Source organism: Micromonospora parastrephiae (assembly GCF_016802865.1).
In the GTDB taxonomy this organism is placed as follows: domain Bacteria; phylum Actinomycetota; class Actinomycetes; order Mycobacteriales; family Micromonosporaceae; genus Micromonospora; species Micromonospora parastrephiae.
On sequence record NZ_JAEVHM010000113.1, the window covers coordinates 1 to 18423 of the forward strand.

11 protein-coding genes and 1 tRNA gene are annotated in these 18423 nt (G+C 71.1%); 7 read left to right on the plus strand and 5 right to left on the minus strand.

Annotation, left to right across the window (positions count from 1 at the left end; translation table 11 throughout):
* On the minus strand, positions 1-1306 hold a 1306-nt coding region (locus tag JNW91_RS20620), incomplete at its 3' end, for an MFS transporter (protein ID WP_203177152.1).
* A gap of 85 nt (positions 1307-1391) precedes the next feature.
* Here JNW91_RS20620 and JNW91_RS20625 point away from each other — a divergent pair.
* The 3 genes from JNW91_RS20625 to JNW91_RS20635 all read left to right on the plus strand — a co-directional run bounded on the left by JNW91_RS20625 (position 1392) and on the right by JNW91_RS20635 (position 7385).
* Positions 1392-1865 (plus strand): hypothetical protein, encoded by a 474-nt coding sequence (locus tag JNW91_RS20625; protein ID WP_203177153.1) that lies wholly within the window; start codon positions 1392-1394, stop codon positions 1863-1865.
* 244 nt (positions 1866-2109) lie between these two features.
* Entirely contained in the window at positions 2110-4587 is a 2478-nt protein-coding gene (locus JNW91_RS20630; protein WP_203177154.1) for a right-handed parallel beta-helix repeat-containing protein, read from the plus strand.
* A 182-nt stretch (positions 4588-4769) separates the two neighbouring features.
* Positions 4770-7385: a right-handed parallel beta-helix repeat-containing protein gene (locus JNW91_RS20635; protein WP_203177155.1), complete on the plus strand. Its 2616-nt coding sequence runs from the start codon at positions 4770-4772 to the stop codon at positions 7383-7385.
* A 105-nt stretch (positions 7386-7490) separates the two neighbouring features.
* Here the strand turns inward: JNW91_RS20635 and JNW91_RS20640 are convergent, their stop codons facing one another.
* A complete protein-coding gene (locus JNW91_RS20640; RefSeq protein ID WP_203177156.1) occupies positions 7491-7661 on the minus strand; it encodes a hypothetical protein in 171 nt (56 codons plus the stop codon).
* A 13-nt stretch (positions 7662-7674) separates the two neighbouring features.
* On the opposite strand from JNW91_RS20640, the gene JNW91_RS20645 reads away from it, so the two are divergent.
* Both JNW91_RS20645 and JNW91_RS20650 read left to right on the plus strand, forming a co-directional pair.
* Positions 7675-10068 carry a right-handed parallel beta-helix repeat-containing protein gene (locus tag JNW91_RS20645; protein ID WP_203177157.1) on the plus strand — a complete coding sequence of 798 codons (2394 nt, stop codon included), beginning with the start codon at positions 7675-7677 and terminating at the stop codon, positions 10066-10068.
* A gap of 145 nt (positions 10069-10213) precedes the next feature.
* Positions 10214-12832: a DUF1565 domain-containing protein gene (locus tag JNW91_RS20650; RefSeq protein ID WP_203177158.1), complete on the plus strand. Its 2619-nt coding sequence runs from the start codon at positions 10214-10216 to the stop codon at positions 12830-12832.
* A 79-nt stretch (positions 12833-12911) separates the two neighbouring features.
* Here JNW91_RS20650 and JNW91_RS20655 read toward each other — a convergent pair whose 3' ends face one another.
* Entirely contained in the window at positions 12912-13727 is an 816-nt protein-coding gene (locus JNW91_RS20655; protein ID WP_203177159.1) for a class I SAM-dependent methyltransferase, read from the minus strand.
* Positions 13728-13988: 261 nt separating this feature from the next.
* On the opposite strand from JNW91_RS20655, the gene JNW91_RS20660 reads away from it, so the two are divergent.
* On the plus strand, positions 13989-16595 hold the full coding sequence (locus tag JNW91_RS20660) for a right-handed parallel beta-helix repeat-containing protein (RefSeq protein WP_203177160.1): 2607 nt from the start codon (positions 13989-13991) through the stop codon (positions 16593-16595).
* A gap of 100 nt (positions 16596-16695) precedes the next feature.
* On the opposite strand, the gene JNW91_RS20665 is transcribed toward JNW91_RS20660, so the two are convergent.
* Together JNW91_RS20665 and JNW91_RS20670 are read right to left on the minus strand one after the other, a co-directional pair.
* Positions 16696-16772 (minus strand) — tRNA-Pro (locus tag JNW91_RS20665).
* A gap of 224 nt (positions 16773-16996) precedes the next feature.
* Positions 16997-17890: a metallophosphoesterase gene (locus JNW91_RS20670; protein WP_203177161.1), complete on the minus strand. Its 894-nt coding sequence runs from the start codon at positions 17888-17890 to the stop codon at positions 16997-16999.
* A 25-nt stretch (positions 17891-17915) separates the two neighbouring features.
* On the opposite strand from JNW91_RS20670, the gene JNW91_RS20675 reads away from it, so the two are divergent.
* Positions 17916-18371, plus strand: coding sequence for a GatB/YqeY domain-containing protein (locus JNW91_RS20675; protein ID WP_203177162.1), 456 nt, complete (start codon positions 17916-17918; stop codon positions 18369-18371).
* Positions 18372-18423 lie beyond the last annotated feature (52 nt).

The window sequence follows — 18423 nt, forward strand, 5'->3', positions numbered from 1 at the left end:
TGCGGGGTGCGGGGTGCGGGGTCGAGGCGGGGGCGGGGGTCGGCTCGGGGAAGGTGGGGGTTGTGGTCTCCCGACCGTCCTGGGCGGGGGTGAGCAGCCTGCGCAGGGAGAGCGCGACCAGCGAGGCGACCAGGCAGCCGCCGACCACGGTCGCCACCCACACCTTGCCGTCGGCGGCACCGATGAGCGGGCCGGCGGTGACCGGGCCGATCACGCCGCTGATTCCGAAGATCATCGAACTCATCGCGTTGTACCGACCGCGCAGCTCGTCGGTGGCCAGCGCGTTGGTCAGCGCCGGCATCACCGGTGACAGCATCGTCTCGCCGAAGCCGAAGATCGCCGAGCAGGCCACCACGCACAGCGCGGCCAGGACGGCGTCCCCGGTGCTGACCAGGTCAGCGGCACCGAGGACCAGCCAGGCGGTGGCGAACACCGCCCCGACCAGGGCCAGCGCGGCGGTGCGGCTGCGGCCCTCGATCCGGCGGATCACCAGGAGTTGGGCGAGCACGATCATCACGGTGTTCGCCGCGAGCGCCCAGGCCACCACGCGCGGGCTCACCTCGGCGACCCGCACGGCGTACGCGGCGAAGCCGACCTCGATCTGGGCGTACCCGCAGGTGGTGAGGACCAGCCCGAAGATCACCAGCCGGCGGAACGGACGGTCGCGGAGCACGGTCAGGTAGCCGCCGGGCGACGGCTGGTCAGCGGTCCGGCCGGCGCCGAGACGATGCCCGACACCCGGAAGGGTGAGCAGGATCAGCGCCGGCATCAGGTAGCTCACTGCGTCCAGCAGGTAGACCGTCTGGAAGGTGCCCGGCCGCCCGGTGTCGATGATCGCGCCGGAGGTCATGCCGCCGATGCCGATACCGAGATTGAGCAGCGCGAAGTTCAGCCCGAAGACGCGTTGCCGCTCACCGTCGTCGGTCAGCGAGGCCAGGATGGTGTTCTGCCCGGACCAGATCGCCGAGCTGCCGACCGCGATGACCGTCATCACCGCGAACGCGGAGGCGCTCGAGTCGACCAGGGCCAGCGAGCCGGTGCCCACCGCCTCGATCAGCAGGCAGGGCAGCACCACCCGGCGGGCTCCGAACCGGTCGATCAGCGTTCCGCCCAGCGGCGACAGGGCCAGGGTGACCGCGCCGTACCAGCCGATCACCAGGCCGGCGCGGGTGTCGGTGAGTCCGCGTACGTCGGTCAGGTAGATGAACAGGAACGGCAGGGTGAGGCCACGCCCGATCGCCGACAGCAGGGTGCCGACGAGGAGCCGGCGAGCTTCCGGACGGCGAGGTAGGGCGCGACGCAACATGACCGCATTCTGTTCGCCGGGTGTGACACCGCGCGAACTGTTTACCGAGGCGGCGGCTGTCGGTGCGCTCTGCCATGCTGGCCCGGTGAGCGTGACCTGGCGACACCTGCCCGCATCCGCCCGCGAGATCGCCGGCGCCGCCACCGACGCGGTCGAGGCTGCGAAAGCTCGTGACAACGAGGCGTACGAGGTGGCTGCCGACCGGCTCGCCAGGGCCGAGCGTTCCGGCCTGGTGCTGGGTTCCGTGGTGCGATTGCTGCTGGAGGCGACCCATCGTGACGGCCTGGACGGCGACGACGTACGGCAGGTGCTGGAGCGTTGCGTCCGCGCGGCGGCCACCTGGCGGCCGGACGTCGACCCGCACGTCGTGCTGGTCCTGCTGGCCGGGGCGCTCGGCGTGTACGACCCGGGCGAGGACGACTCTCCGCCCGATCCGGCCGCGCTCGCCCGGCACGGTCCGCTGCTCGTGGCCGACCTGCTGGCGGTGACGGGGCGACCGGTCGACGGTTACCTGAGCGCGGCGTTCGCCGAGATCGAGCGCACCGAACGGAACGACTGACGCCTCCGGCCGAACGGGTGCGGGTGTCGACCGATCGGCGCTGATCGCAGGGGTTGGCGCAGCGATACGCTCACGCGCAACATGATCGACTTAGTCACGGGGGCTGTTGGTGGATAGACGTGTGTGGGCAGGGCTGGCGGTCGTACCGCTGCTGGGTGCGGGCCTGGTGGGACCGACGGCGCCTGCGCTGGGGGCGCCGGCGCCGGTTGCCCGTACGGAGGCCGGTCCGGCCAATGAGCTGTACGTGAGCAGCACGGACTGCGCGCCGGCCGCCGACGGCAGCGAGCAGGCGCCGTACTGCACGATCTCGGCTGCGGCGGCGGTGGCGCAGCCCGGCCAGACGGTGCTGGTGCAGCCCGGGAACTATCCCGAGTCGGTGACCGTGACCCGATCGGGCGCCGAGGGTGCCCCGATCACCTTCCGTGCCGTCAACACCGACCGCAGCTCCGCCCAGGTCGGCAACATCGGCGACACCGTGGTGGGCACCGTCTTCACTCTCACCGGAGTGCACGACGTCGTGGTCGAGGGCTTCGTCATCAGGGAGACCGCCACCGCGATACCCGTCGTGGTCAACGCCTCGACGCGAGTCACCGTGGACGGGATCACCGCCCGCGCGTCGCGTGCACCGGCGGTCGTGCAGGTCACCGGCAACTCCACAGGTGTCACCATCAGCCGGTCATGGCTGGCCCCGTCGGGAGGTCTCGCTCTACGGATCGATCCGGGTGTCAGCGGGACCGTGGTCGTCAACAATCAGCTCTACCTGGGCGGTCTGCTGGCCACCGATGCCCCCGGGCTGGTCGTCACCAACAACACGGTGCTGACCAATTGTCTGCGGGCGATCGACGTGGCCGGCACCTCGACCGGGCTCTCGATTCAGAACAACATCGTGCGCACGAGCCCGTTCCACGCCGCCACCTGCACGACACCGCAGAACGCGACCGCCATCGCGGTCGCCGTGCCGCCGACCGCAGGAACAGTCGCCGACTACAACCTGATCGACGCGATCAGTGGCGGTCCCCTCTACCAGTGGGCCGGCACCGCCTACTCCGACCTGTCGTCGTTCCAGGCGGCGACCGGGCAGGGTGGGCACGATCTCGTCGCCGACCCGCTGATCGCCGGAACCACGAGTGGCGGACCGAGGGTCTTCATTCCGACCGACCCGGCGTCACCCGCCGTCGATTCCGCGAACGCCTCGGCACCGGGTGTGACGCGTACCGACATGGTGGGCAACCCGCACAGCGACAACCCCGCCATGCCGAACACCGGCACCGGCAACGGCTTCCACGACCGGGGTGCGGTGGAGGCTCAGGGTTCCCCCGGGAACGGGCAGTACGACCTCCGGCAGAAACCCGGCGACGACTCGTTCGCGGTGACGGCGACCGGAATCCCGCAGTTCGCCTGGCCGGTGGACGGGGAGGGCGGCGTGATCGCCTACAGCTTCGATGGAAAGCGCTACCCGGTCGTCACGTCCGCCCGCTCGGTCGCGTCCTCCTTCCGACAGGCCGGCCGGGGCTGCGTCTCCATCGCGATCAGCCACGACGGGTTCCGGCGAGCGGACCCGAAGAGAAGCAGCCTGTGCACGAGGGTCGGTACGAGGTACACGCCGTCCGCCCCGACGCGGTTGCTGGACACCCGGGCGGCGATCGGCACCGCCACCACCACCCCGGTGCCGGCCGACGGCGAGGTCGCCGTGCCGATTCCGGCCGTCGGTGGCGTGCCGACCGCGGACGTCATCGCGGTGGTGCTGAACCTGACCGTCACCGCCCCCACCAGGTCGGGCTTCATCAGCGTCCGCGCCCCGGGTGGGGAGGTCGGCTCGTCGAGCGTCAACTTCGTCGCCAACGAGACGGTTCCGAACCTGGTCATGACGAAGGTGCACGGTGGAGTGGTCCGGTTGGTGAACCGCAGCGGCGGCACCGTCCACCTGCTCGCCGACCTGCAGGGCGTCTACAGTCGGCAGGGCTCCGGGTTCAAGACGCTCGACCCGACCCGGGTGCTGGACACCCGTACCGGCAGCGGGCTCCCACTGGCCGCGAACGGTGAGCGGCGTCTGGACCTCTCCGGGAAGCTGCCGGCGGACGTCACCGCCGCGATCCTCAACGTCACCGTCACCGCGCCGACGGCAGCCGGCGTGCTCAGCGTCTACCCGGACGGTACGCCGGCGCCGCTCGCCTCGAACCTGAACTTCGTGGCCCGGCAGACCATCCCCAACCTGGTCGTCGTGCCGGTGGTCGCGGGAAAGGTCATGATCCGTAACACCAGTTCGGGAACCACCCACGTGATCGCCGACCTGGCCGGCTACTTCGGCTCGGCCGCCTCCGGAGCGGACCAGACCTACGTGCCTTCGGAGGACCGGGTTGCGGACTCCCGCGACGACTCCGGATGGCTCAGGGTGCTGCACCCCGGCCCGTTTCCCGCCTTTGCCGTGGGCAGCGCCCCGATTGCCAGCGACACCTGGTGCGGGACGGGGTGCCCGCCGGTGACCGCCGGGGTGTTGAACCTGACCGTCACCGAGCCGACGGCGGCGGGCGTGCTGACCGCGTACCCAAGTGGGGCGGCGAGACCGACCGCGTCGAACGTCAACTTCGTGGCCGGGGAGACCGCCTCCAACCTGGTCGTGTCGAAAGCCGCCGGCGAGTACGTGGATGTCTTCAACAACAGCTCCGGTACGGCGCACCTCATCGCCGACCAGTCCGGGTACTTCATCGCCTCGGCCTTCTGAGGCGGGGCTGCGGTCCGCGACGGCCGGGTACCGGATCGATCGGTACCCGGCCGCCGCGCCGTTCGACTCTGTTGTCGAGCCGATCGGGTCCGACACGCGATCCAGCCGGCGCTGCCCACATCGGTATCGGTCACGGTAGTCTCCGCGAACTTGCATGATCGACTTTGGCGCGGGGGCCGCTTATGGACATCCGACGGTGGGCGCGGCTCGCGCTCGTACCACTGATTGGCGGCGCGGCCCTGGTCGGGCCCACGGTGCCCGCCGCGGCGGCGCCCGCGCCCGTCGCGGCCGCGCCGGTCGCCGCAGCCGCGGCCAGCGATGAGCTCTACGTCAGCGAACATTGGTGTCAGAGCAGCGGCGACGGCAGTGAGCAGCGGCCGTTCTGCACCATCTCCGAAGCGGCGGCGGTGGCCGGTCCAGGTCAGACGGTGCTGATCCACCCGGGGGAGTACCCCGAGAAGGTCCGGTTCACCCGGTCCGGCAGCGAGTCCGCGCCGATCACCTTCCGCGCCGTCAACGTCGATTGGCAGATGGCGAGGGTCGGCCGATACAACACCGCGGCGGTTACCGGGACCATCCTCGACCTCAGTGGCGTGCACGACGTCACGGTGGAGGGCCTGGTCGTGTTCGGAGCCCCCTACGCCGACGCCGTCACGGTGCGGGGCTCCCAGCGGGTCCGCCTCGACAAGCTCTCCGTCGAGACCGGCAGCTACGGCCCCAGCGGGGTACGGATCAGCGGTGCGTCGAGCCGGGTGACCCTGAGCCGTAGCTTCGTCTACAACCCGAACGGCCCGTCCGTGGCCGTCGAGCCGGGCGTCACCGACACGACCGTCACCGCCAGCCAGTTCGACGGCTCCGGCCTGACCGCGACGGACGCCCCCCGCCTCACCGTCACCGGCAACACGTTCCACGTCGACTGCCGCCGTGGCATCGACCTGGCCGGCAGTTCGCCGGGTGCCTCGATCCGCAACAACATCGTCGTCACGACCCGCCAGCGCCACGTCTGCAAGACCCCGGCGGACGCCGTCGGCGTCCGGCTCTCCGCCGAGTCGGTGGCCGGAAGCAGCACCGACTACAACCTGTTCGATCCGACCAGCGGTGGGATGCCCTACACCTGGGCGGGCACCGACCACCCCACCCTCGCGTCGTTCGTCGCGGCGACCGGGCAGGCCGCCCACGACCTCTCGGCCGACCCGAAGCTCACGCTGGTGAACGGATGGGACCGGGTCTACCTGGAGACCAGGGACGGGTCGCCGGCCCGGGACTCCGCCGACGCGAACGCCCCCGGTGCCCTGGACACCGACATGCTCGACGGGTCCTTCGCCGACGACCCGGCCGCGCCGAACACCGGCACCGGCAGCGGATACCGCGACCGGGGGTCGGTGGAGGCCCGGGGCCCCGTCACCCAGGACCCGCTCCGAGTCGAGCGCAAGATTGGCGGCGGTCCGTTCGACGTGGTCGCACGGTCGGGCACGCACTTCGCCTGGCCCGTCGAGCGGGAGCGAACCAAGTACGCCTACTACCTCACCGGCAGGCGGTTCTGGCGGGTGACCGACTCCGCCACCGCGGAGTACACGCTGCGGCGAGCCGGCGACGCCTGCGTACAGGTGCAGGCTTCCCAGACCGACTTCCGGCTGCCCACGTCGAACGAGGAACGGGTCTGCACCCAGGTCGGTGCGCGCTACGTACCGGTGACGCCGACCCGGCTGCTGGACACCCGCGCCCGCATCGGCGTGCCCGACACCCGACCGGTCACCGCGTGGGGGACGGTCGAGCTGCCGGTCGGCAGCATCGCCGGAGTGGCGCAGGAAGACATCAGTGCGGTCGTCCTCAACGTGACGGTGACCCAACCTGACGTCTCCGGCTTCATCAGGGTCGACTCGACCGGCGCCTTCAGCGGTTCGTCCAACCTCAACTTCGTGAAGGGTGAGACGGTGCCGAACCAGGTGACCGTGCCCGTCATCGACGGCTCGGTCCGGTTCACCAACTACAGCTCGGGCACCGTCCACCTGGTCGCCGACCTCCAGGGTTTCTACGCCGCGAACGGGTCCGGCTTCGCGTCGGTGTCGCCGACGCGGGTGCTCGACACCCGCGCGGGAACCGGCACGCCGTTTCCGGCGATGGGCACCCGACCACTCGACCTGTCGGAGTGGCTGCCCGTCGGCGCGACGGCGGCCGTGCTCTCGGTGACGGTCACCGCCCCGACGACCAGCGGCGTGCTCACGGTCTATCCGTACGGCTCGACCGCACCTACGGCGTCCAGCCTCAACTTCGTCGCCGGGCAGACCATCCCCAACCTGGTCACCGTGCCGGTGGTGAACGGCCGGGTCAGCATCCTCAACAACAGCTCCGGCACCACCCACGTGGTCGCGGACCTGGCCGGCTGGTTCAGCCCGGACGCCACCCAGACGTTCGTTCCGATGACGTCGACGCGGATCGTGGACTCCCGGGACAGCACCGGGCTACCCGGCCGTACGCCTGCTCCCCTCGCGGCCGGGGAGACCGTCCGCTTCGCGCCGTTCAAGAGCGACGTGATCTGCGCGCCGGCCTGCCCGGCCCCGACCGCGGTGGTGGGGAACGTGACCGTCACCGCGCCGACCAGGCCGGGCGTGCTCACCGTCCACCCGGGCGGCGGGCAGCGACCCACCGCTTCGAACGTCAACTTCGTCGCCGGTGAGACCGCGTCGAACGCCGCCGTGGTCGCGGTGGGCTCCGGCGTCGACCTCTTCCACAACAGCGGCGGTACGTCCCACGTGATCGTCGACCAGTCCGGCTACTTCATCGCCGCCGCGTCCTGATCCGGCGGCTGGTCCTTTCGGCCGACCGCTACTCGAAGCTCCACTTCCCACAGGAATGATTGATGACACGATCCGTGCTCTTTGCGCGATTCGCGCTCGTACCACTCACCGTTGGCGCGGGCCTGGCCGTGCCGGCGGTGCCCGCCTCGGCGACGGCACCCCTGCCCGCCACCGCTCCCACGTCGCCACCGCCGCCGTCACGGAGTGGTACGTCGACTCGGCCAACTGCTTGAACGACGGGAATGGCAGCGCCTCCAGCCCCTTCTGCACTGTCACTGAGGCAGTGGACGTGGTCCGACCCGGACAGACTGTCCTGGTCCGGCCCGGCGACTACCGGGAGTCCGTGGTGATCAGCCGCTCGGGGACCGAGGGTGCGCCGATCACCTTCCGGGCGCTGAACGGGCCGGGAAGCAGTGCCACGGTGGTGAAGGTGGGCAAGCGACGTGGCGCCATCGGCAGCGAGAGCACTTTCACCCTTCGCGGTGTCCACGACGTGGTCCTCGATGGGTTCCTGGCGTCCGGTGAGGGCACGGCCGAGGCCGTCCTCGTCGATGGCTCCTCCCGGATCACCCTGGACCGGCTTGTCGCCTCCGAGTACGACGCCCCGGCAGCGGTCCGGATCACCGGCGCATCCCAGGACGTCACGGTGAGTCGTAGCGCCTTCCGGTCGGGCAGCGGTCTGTCGGTGGATCCAGGGGTGCGCGGCGCCCTGGTGACCGCGAGCACCTTCACCCAGAGCGGGATCACGGTGCGGGACGCGCCCGGCACGAAGATCGTCGGTAACACCCTGGAGACCGACTGCACGCTGGCGGTGAACGTCACCGGAGCATCGCCGGGCGTGTCGATCCGGAACAACATCCTGGAGACCGCCACCGGCGCGCTCGGTGACGCGGAGGCGTGTGGGGTGCCGTCGGAGGCGACCGCGATCGCCGTCTCGGCCGAGAGCGTTCCGCAGACCGTGGCGGACTACAACCTGATCGAGCCGGCCAGTGGTGGCCCGCTGTACCGGTGGGGTGCCACCGAGTACACCAACCTGCCCGAGTTCGTCGCCGCCACCGGTCACGGCGCGCACGACATCGCCGCGAACCCCGGGCTGCGTTCGACGGACGCGACCGATCGGCCGTACTACGAGATCGCCCCGAACTCGCCGGCCGTCGACTCGGCCGATGCCACCGCGGAGGGCGTCTCCCGTACCGACCTGCTGGACAACCCACACGCGGACGACCCGGCGAAGGCCAACACCGGCACCGGTTCGGGCTACCACGACCGGGGCGCGGTCGAGGCCCAGGGGCCGGTGACGGTCAAGGAGTTGCCGATCCGGCGGAAGGCGGGCGGCACTCCCCTGGACGTGACCGTCGAACTTTCCGTCGCCACCGCCTGGACCACCGACGGCCCACTGGGCAAGGTATCGCGCAACTGGCTCGATGAGGAGCACCGTCGGGTGCTGCCGCTGGGGTCCGAGGACCACCGCTTCCGCCGTGCCGGCAGGGCCTGCGAGGCCCACCAGGTCAGCTTCAACGACTTCCGGAAGTTCCGGGAAAGCCCGGTGACGACCTGCATCGTGCTGGGTGCCGCCTACACGCCGGTGTCGCCGCGGCGGGTGCTCGACACCCGCGCCGGGATCGGCGGCTACCCGACCGTGCCGATCGCGCCCAACCAGACGGTCGAGCTCTCGCTTTCGCCACTCAACGGGGTGCCGGAGAGGGACGTCAGCGCCGTCGTGCTGAACGTGACCGCCACCCAGCCGGCCGCTGCCGGGTTCCTGCAGGTATACCCGGCGGGCGGGCCGGCTGCCGTTTCGAGTGTCAACTTCGTTGCCGGCGAGACGGTGCCGAACCTGGTCACCGTGCCGGTGTTGGACGCCGGCAGGGTCGTGATCGTCAACAAATCCAGCGGTACCGTGCACGTCGTCGCCGACCTGGAGGGTTACTACTCGGCTGGTGGTTCGGGGTTCCGGTCGGTCGCTCCGGTGCGGGTGCTGGACACGCGGGGTGCCGGTAACTCGGCGTTCGCGCCGAACACCGGTCGGACGCTGGATCTGTCCGGTCGGGTTCCGTCTGGTGCGACGGCGGTGGTGCTCAATGTGACCGCGACGGAGCCGACGACAAGTGGGGTGCTCACGGTTCATCCGTTCGGCACGGCCGTGCCGGTGGCGTCGAATCTGAACTTCGTCGCCGGGCAGACGATTCCGAACCTGGTGATGGTGCCGGTGGTGAATGGCAAGGTGGCCATCCAGAACGTCAGCTCCGGGCGTACCCATGTGGTGGCCGACCTCGCGGGTTGGTTCGGTGGCGGCGCGACGGATGTCTTCGTGCCGTTCGGCCCGACCCGGATCTACGACACCCGGACAGGCGAGGGGGCACCGCTCGGGCCGTACGGCTGGGGTGCGCTCGCCGTGCCCTTCCTCGATCCGAGGGGCGACAAGAGTGCGCCACAGCCGACGGCGCTGGTGGCGAACCTGACCGTCACCGCACCGACCAACGCCGGCGTGCTCACCATCCACCCGAACGGACCGGACCGGCCGACCGCCTCGAACGTCAACTACGTCGTTGGCGAGACCGCCACCAACCACGCCATCGTCGGCGTCGGTGAATACGGGCTCGTCGTGCTGTTCAACAACACCTCCGGCCACACCCACGTGATCATCGACCAGGCGGGCTACTTCATCGCCGCCGCGTCCTGACCCCGCGTACCCATAGAGCCGGCGCCCACCCCGCGAGCAGCGGGTGGGCGCCGGCTGTCTTCATGCCAGTGGTCGGGACAGCCGGCACGGCACCCGTGGATATAGGCTGCGGCGAGAATCGCTCGGCTTCCACGGGGGACAGTTGATGAAGAGACACAGGTCGGCGCAGCTCGCGGTCATACCGCTGCTGGCGGGTGTGGGCCTTGCCGGGCCCGCCGCGCCAGCGGTGGCGGCATCCGCGCCAGCCCCGGCCAAGGCCGCGACCGCCGGCTCCGAGGTGTACGTCAGCCAGCGCGACTGCAAGCCGGCCGGCGACGGCAGCGAGGCCGCGCCCTACTGCACGATCGGTGCCGCGTTGGCTGTCGTCCAGCCGGGCCAGACGGTGCTCGTGCAGCCGGGGGACTACGCGGAGAAGGTGACGGTCACACGGTCCGGCACGGAGTCCGCGCCGATCGTCGTCCGTGCGGTCAACACGTCACGAGGCATCGTCCGCGTCGGCCACTACACGCTCAGCGGCACGCCGCTGACGATCTCCGGCGTGCACGACGTCGTGGTCGAGGGCTTCACGCTCGCCGGCCGTGGTGACGCCGTGCCGGTCCTGGTCAACGGGGCCCAGCGCGTCACCGTGGACGGCATTGCCGCTGGCGCGGGCACCCTGCCCGCGGTCCGGGTGACGGGCTCGTCCAGCGATGTGACGGTCAGCCGGGGCTGGTTCTCCAGCTCGGCCACCGGTGCCATCGGGGTGGCCGTCGAGGCGGGGGTCTCGGGCGCCGTGGTCAGCGCCAGTACCTTCTTCAAGACCCGGGTCGCCGTGACCGACGCGCCGGGAGCCCGGATCACCGGCAACACCGTGGTGACCGACTGCGCGACCGGGATCGTGCTGGCCGGTGTCTCGACCGGCGGGAGCATCCGGAACAACATCCTGCGCACCGGTTCCGGGCCGGTCCCGGGGCCGGGGGCCTGTACCGACCCGACGACCGCACCCGCGATCTCGGTTGCCACCGCCGCCGTCACCGGCGGTACGGAGGCCGACTACAACCTGATCGACCCGGCCAGTGGTGGGGCTGTCTACCGGTGGGGCGACACCGATCACGCCGATCTGGCGTCGTTCCGGGCGGCGACGGGGCAGGGCGCTCACGACATCCTGGCCCCGGCCCTGCTCGGGGAGAAGCAGGGCACCGAGCGCGGCTGGTTCCCGCTGACCGCCGCCTCGCCGGCGGTGGACGCCGCCGACGCCACGGCGCCCGGCGTCACTCGCACCGACCTGCTGGACAACGCGCACGCCGACGCGCCCACCGTGCCCAACACGGGTACCGGTAACGGCTACCACGACCGGGGCGCGGTGGAGCTCCAGGGCGGCCGGACGGTGAGTGGGTACGGGGTCCAGAGCAAGCCTGGCGGTTCCTCGCTGGACTTCACCGCCCCTCTGACGGTCAGCCATGCGTGGCCCACCGATGGCCCGGTGGGCAAGGTGGCCCGTAGGTTCAGCAACGATCGGTTCTACCGGGTGGGACCGATCGAGCCAGCCGATTACCGGCTCCTCCGCGCCGGCGCCGCCTGTGTGGACAACGACATCCGTTTCGACAACTTCCGGGTAGTCCCGCCGACCGTGATCGTGCCGCTGGGTGGAGAGTGCGCGGTCCTGGGCGCGATGTTCACTCCGGTCGCCCCGACCCGTCTGCTCGACACACGCGCAGCCGTCGGGATCAGCACCACCGTTCCCATCGCGGCCAACTCCGAGATCGTCCTGCCGATCATGTCGATCAACGGGGTCACGGCCTCGAACATCACGGCCGTGGTGCTGAACGTGACGGCCACCCAGCCGGCCAGCGCCGGTTATCTCACCGTCTACCCCGACGGCACGACGGCACCCTCGGCGTCGAGCGTCAACTTTGTCCCGGGCGAGACGGTGCCGAATCAGGTCACGGTGCCGATGTCCAACGGCAACCTGCGCATCCGTAACAACGCCGGCGGGACGGTGCACGTCGTTGCCGACCTGCAGGGCTTCTACTCCGGGGTGGGCGACGGCTTCAAGCCTCTGTCGCCGACCCGGGTGTTGGACAGTCGGGCCAACGCGGGCACGCCGATCCCCGCGAACAGTTACCGGGTGCTTGACCTGGCCGGGCGAGTGCCGGCGGGTGCCAAGGCCGTCGTGCTGAGCGTGACGGCCACCCAGCCTACGGCGAACGGGGTCCTCACCCTGTTCCCGGCCGGTTCGTCCGTGCCGACGGCGTCCAACCTGAACTTCGTCGCCGGCCAGACCATCCCCAACCTGGTGACGGTGCCGGTGGTGAACGGCCGGCTCGTCATCCAGAACGTCAGCTCCGGCACCACCCACGTGCTCGCGGACCTGGCCGGTTGGTACGGCACCGGCGCCACCGACGGCTTCGTCCCGTACGGCCCTCAGCGGATCCTCGACACCCGGTCCGGAATCCGCGGGAGCACTCTGCCCCAGTTCTCGTCGGTCGACCTGTTGGTGCCCTTCCTCGATCCGAACGGCAACGACAACACGCCGAAGCCAACCGCGTTGGTGGCCAACCTGACGGTCACCGGGCCGACGGCTCCGGGTGTCCTCACCGCACAGCCCAAGGGTGAGGCGCCGTCGGCCGCCTCGAACGTGAACTTTGTGGCCGGGGAGACGGCATCGAACGCCGCAGTGGTCCGAGTGGGTGCCAACGGGTCCGTGACGTTGACCAACAACAGCGGTGGCAGTGCAGACGTCGTGGTCGACCAGGCCGGCCACTTCATCGCCACCAACCCCTGAGCGAACCGAACGATCCGACCCGGAGCCGGCACCGCTCGTTTGGCGGTGCCGGCTCCGGCCGTTTCACCGATGGTCGTCCTCACGCCGTTCGCTCGGCCACGACCTCCAGGTACTCCGCCGGGATCCGTACCGTGCCGTCGGTGGCCCGGTTGTGCGTCCGGGCCAGCTCCACCAGGTCGGCGTGCAGGTGCGGTCGCCGCTCCGCGGGCAGCGCCTCGAACGCCTTCAGGGTCGGGCCGTAGTTGGCCCGGAAGAAGTGCGCGAACTCCTCCGGAGTGCCGAAGCGGAAGACGAACTCCCGGCGTACCGCCCGCAGGTCGCCCACGGACCCGCCGAGCAACTCGCGGACCCTGCCCTCGTCGCCCCACTGGACCGGTGCGCGCAGCCCCGCCGGCGGCGGTACGTGCCGCCCCACCGTGCGGAACAGTTCGCCGATGAACCCCTGCGGCGTCCAGGATGCCAGCGCCACAGTGCCGCCGGGCCGGCAGACGCGCAGCATCTCGGCGGCCGCCCGCTCCTGGTCCGGCGCGAACATCACGCCGACGACGGAGAGAACCGCGTCGAACGAGCCGTCGGCGTACGCCAGGCGCTCCGCGTCGCCGGTCACGAACGTGACCGGCAGTCGTTCCGCCGCCGCCCGGGCCTGGCCGCGCTCCAGCAACTCGGGTACGTAGTCGACGCCGGTCACCACGCATCCGCAGCGGGCCGCGGCGATGGCGGCGTTGCCGGTGCCGGTTGCCACGTCGAGCACCCGGGCGCCGGCCGACAGGTCGGCCGCGGCCGCCAGCCACTCGGAGATCGGGTGGATGAGCGCGGCGACCGCGCCGTAGTCGCCGCTGGCCCAGGTCACCTGCTGGCGTGCCTTCACGGCGTTGAGATCGATTGCGGTGGTCATCGATGGTCCCCCTCGGACGGTAGCTGTGCCACCGACGCTAGGTGCCGCCCCCACCCTGGCAGATCGGCAGAAACACCTATTTTGACGACACCGATCGCTGGCGGGCAGCGCGATCACCGGTACGCGGCCCGACGAGCCTCGATATAGGCTGCCGCGGCACACATCTGTCGAGACGTCACGGGGGCGTTGATGAAGATTCGTGGACGGTCACTGCTCGCACTCGTACCGCTAGCGGCGGGCGCGGTCCTGACGGGGCCGACGGTGTCCGCGACGGCCGGGCCGGCGCCGGTTGTCGCGCAGGCGGCCACGCCGGCCAACGAGGTGTACGTCAGCGAGAATCACTGCGACTGGTCGACCGGCGGCGACGGGAGCATGGCGAACCCGTACTGCATGATCGCGTCGGCGGCGGCCGTGGCGCAGCCGGGGCAGACGGTGTTGGTGCAGCCCGGCATCTACCAGGAGGGTGTGTTCTTCAACCGGTCCGGCACCGAGGGCGCGCCGATCACCTACCGCGCGGTCAACGGCCCGGACGGCGAGGTCCACGTCGGCGCCTACCAGAACACGTGGATCACCGACACGGTCTTCCACCTCTCCAACGTGCACGACATCGTCATCGAGGGCTTCTCCGTCTCCGCCTGGGGCAGCGAAGAGACGATCGTGGTGAACCGTTCCAGCCGGATCACGCTGGACGGTCTCGCGGTCCGCAACTACGAGGACGCGCCAGCGCTGGTACGCCTCACCGGCGGGTCGAGTGACGTCACCGTCAGCCGCAACTTCCTCGCCTCGTACACCAACGTCGCGGGTGTGGCCGTCGACGCGGGGGTCAGCGGGACGGTGGTGAGCGGCAACGCCTTCCGGGACAGCCGGATGGTCGTCGCGGACGCTCCGGGCACAGTGGTCACCGGCAACACCATCGTCAACCGCTGCGACGCCGGCATCCTGGTGACCGGGACATCGCCGGGGCTCTCGCTGCGCAACAACATCATCCAGACCGCAGCGGGCGTCGCCAACGCCCCCGAACGGTGCGCCACCCCGTCCCGCGCGACGGCGATCTCGGTCTCCGCCGGATCGACACAGGGCACGGCCGTCGACTACAACCTCATCGATCCGGCCAGTGGCGGCGCCCCGTACGACTGGGCCGGCACCGCCCACCCCACCCTCGCGGACTTCCAGGCCGCGAGCGGCCAGGCCGGTCACGACATCGTCGCGCGGGCCGGAATCGACGGGCCGGCCGGATCCCCGTTCGGCTGGTACCCGCTCACCCCCGCGTCGCCGGCGATCGACTCCGCCGACGCGACCGCGCCCGGCGCCATCGCGACGGACCTGCTGCGCAACCCGCACGCGGATCCGCCGGACGTGAGCAACACCGGCACCGGCTCCGGCTACCACGACCGGGGTGCCGTCGAGTACGTCGGTAAGGGCGCGCTCGACGGCAGGACCTTCCGCCGCAGCGGTGGGGGCGGCCCACTGGACGTGGTCGCGACCCTCACGCCCAAACTGCCGTACCCGACCGACGGGCCGGGCGGCACCGTGGCGTTCAAGTTCGGCGACGAGCGTTTCTGGCGGGTCGGTCACAGCCCGTCCATGACCCACACTTTCCGCCGCGCCGGCCAGGTCTCGGTGACCGGCTGGATCAACTACCTGGGCTTCCGTAAGGCGGACCGGGCCGTCGTGGCCGCCGCCGGGGACGTCAACGCCGGTGAGATGGCCACGGTCGTCGGGGCCACCTACCACCCGGTCGCACCCGCCCGGCTGCTGGACACCCGCGCGGCCATCGGGCTGCCCACCAGAACGGCGGTGCCCGGAGGTTCGGAGGTCGTGCTGCCGATCGCGAGCGTCGGCGGCACGCCGGCGGCGGACATCACCGCGGTGGTGCTCAACGTGACGGCCACCCAGCCGTCGACGGCGGGCTTCCTCACGGTCTACCCGGACGGGACGGCGCTACCGAACGCCTCGAACGTCAACTTCGTCGCCGGCGAAACGGTGCCGAACCTGGTAACGGTGCCGATGAGCAACGGCAAGGTCCGGATCCGCAACGGCAGCGGCGGTACGGTGCACGTCATCGCGGATCTCCAGGGTTGGTACGGCGATGCCGGCAGCGGCCTGAAGACGCTCGTCCCGACCCGGGTGCTGGACACCCGCGGTGCGGGCGCCACGGCGTTCCCCGCCAACACGACCCGCCAGGTGGACCTCTCCGGCACCCTGCCGTCCGACGCCACGGCGGTCATCCTCAACGTCACGGCGAGCGGTCCGACGGCAAACGGCGTACTCAAGCTGTTCCCGGCCGGCGCGGCGGTGCCGGTGGCGTCCAACCTGAACTTCGTCGCCGGGCAGACGATCCCGAACCTCGTCATCGTCCCGGTGACCGGCGGCCGGGTGAGCATCCACAACGAGAGTTCCGGCAGTACCCACGTCGTCGCGGACCTGGCCGGCTACTTCGGGTCCGCCGCGTCCGGCGCGGCCGACAGCTACGTGCCGATGCCGCCCAGCCGGTTGGTGGACACCCGGCAGGGCGTCGGCCTGCTGGACCGGTCGGTGTACGGCCCGCTCCAGCCTCGGGAGGACGCCCGCTTCCTGCCCGGGTTCCAGGGGACCGGCTGCCTTGCGGGCTGCCCGCAGGCGACCGCGGCGGTTCTCAACCTGACCGCCACCGAGCCCACCACGCCCGGTCTGCTGACCGCCTACCCGGCCGCCGAGACCGCACCGCCCACCGCGTCCAACGTCAACTTCGTGGTCGGCGAGACCGCCTCCAACCTGGCCGTGGTGCAGGTGGGTGCGGCCGGCCGGGTCGGGCTGTTCCACAACAGCAGCGGGACCACCCACGCTGTCGTCGACCAGTCCGGCTATTTCATCGCGTCCGCCGTCTGACGCCGATCAGAGCGGCCGCCGCCGGGTCCCGGCGGCGGCCGCGGGGTCACGTCAGGAAACAGTAGAGGGCACATCCATGGATCGGATGTGCCCTCTTACCTGGTCGGGGTGGCCGGATTCGAACCGACGACCTCTTCGTCCCGAACGAAGCGCGCTACCAAGCTGCGCCACACCCCGAGGCGTGCCGACAAATAGTAGCCCACGCGCCCCGATGGTCAAACTCGGTACCCCCGCCCGCCGACCCTGCCCGGAGCGGTCATGATCCGCGCAACTTCCCCGATGTTGGTGCCTCCCGACGGCGCGAGGCAGCAACATCGCCGAAGTTGCGCGGATCTTGACGCGGGAGGCGTCCGGGGCGCGGGAGGCGCGCCGGGGCGCGGGAGGCGCGCCGGGGCGCGGGATCAGCGGGGGATGAGGGTGAGGATGCTGGCCTCTGGCGGGCAGGCGAAGCGCACCGGCGCGGTGGGGTGGGTGCCGAGGCCGGCGGAGACGTGCAACCAGGAGTCCGACCCCGGCCACCGGTGCAGGCCACGCGCCATCGAGCGGGGCAGCCCGCAGTTCGTCACCAGCGCCCCGAACCCCGGTACGCAGACCTGTCCGCCGTGGGTGTGCCCGGCCAGCAGCAGTCCGAAGCCGTCCGCGGCCATCTGGTCGAGCACCCGCGGCTCGGGGGAGTGGGTCAGCGCGATGGACAGGTCGGCCGAGGACGAGACCGCGCCGGACACCGTTGGGTAGTCGTCCCGGTCGATGTGGGGGTCGTCCACGCCGACCAGGTCGATCTGCCGTCCGCCCGCCTTCAGCATGGTCCGCGCGTTGTTGAGGTCCACCCAGCCGGCGCCGGTGAACACCTGACGCAGTTCCTCGTAGGGCAGGTCGACGCCCTCGGTGTACTCCCGGTCGGGCAGGAAGTAGGTGAACGGGTTCTTCAACACCGGACCGGTGTAGTCGTTGGAGCCGAACACGAAAGCGCCCGGGTAGTCCAACAGCGGTTGCAGCGCCCGCAGCACGCCCGGCACCGCGCCGGGGTGCGCCATGTTGTCACCGGTGACGACCACCAGGTCCGGGTCGAGGGCGGCCAGCGACGCCACCCAGCGCTGCTTGCGCCCCTGGTCGGGCATCATGTGCAGGTCCGACAGATGCAGTACGCGCAGCGGCTCCGCGTCCGCCGGCAGCATCGGTACGTCGTACCGCCGCAGGGTGAACATGTTGCGCTCGACGAGCGACGCGTACGCGAGGGTGGCCGCGCCGACCGTGGCGGTTCCGGCGGCAAGCCGGAATAGTGTGCGCTTTCGCATGGCGTTCAGGGTAGTTTGACCGTCCATGAGCACGCTGAAGGACCGCCTCACCGCCGACATGCGTTCCGCGCTCAAGGCGCGCGACGAGCTGACCACCTCCACGCTGCGGATGGCCCTGGCCGCCGTCGGCAATGCCGAGGTCGCCGGCAAGGCCAAGCGCGAGCTCACCGACGACGAGGTGCTCGCGGTGCTGACCAAGGAGGCCAAGAAGCGCCGGGAGGCGGCGACCGCGTTCGCCGACGCCGGCCGCTCCGAGCAGGCCGCGAAGGAGACCGCCGAGGGCGAGGTGCTGGACCGCTACCTGCCCAAGCAGCTCTCGGACGCCGAGCTGACCGAGCTGGTGGCGGGGGCGCTCGCCGAGGGCGGCTTCACCGGCAAGGCCCAGATGGGCCCGGCGATGAAGGCGGCCCAGGCGGCCGTGGCCGGCCAGGCCGAGGGCGGCCGGGTGGCTGCCGAGGTACGCCGACAGCTCGGCCTCTGACCCGCGCGGCAGCGCTGGTCCGGGCAGACGAACGGGCGGGCACCCCGCAGAG

Excerpts from the sequence above, each read along its gene's own strand:
- JNW91_RS20650 (WP_203177158.1), top strand. The coding sequence starts at position 10,214 with ATGAAGAGACACAGGTCGGCGCAGCTCGCGGTCATACCGCTGCTGGCG.
- JNW91_RS20675 (WP_203177162.1), top strand. The coding sequence starts at position 17,916 with ATGAGCACGCTGAAGGACCGCCTCACCGCCGACATGCGTTCCGCGCTC.
- JNW91_RS20670 (WP_203177161.1), bottom strand. The coding sequence starts at position 17,890 with ATGCGAAAGCGCACACTATTCCGGCTTGCCGCCGGAACCGCCACGGTC.
- JNW91_RS20635 (WP_203177155.1), top strand. The coding sequence starts at position 4,770 with ATGGACATCCGACGGTGGGCGCGGCTCGCGCTCGTACCACTGATTGGC.
- JNW91_RS20655 (WP_203177159.1), bottom strand. The coding sequence starts at position 13,727 with ATGACCACCGCAATCGATCTCAACGCCGTGAAGGCACGCCAGCAGGTG.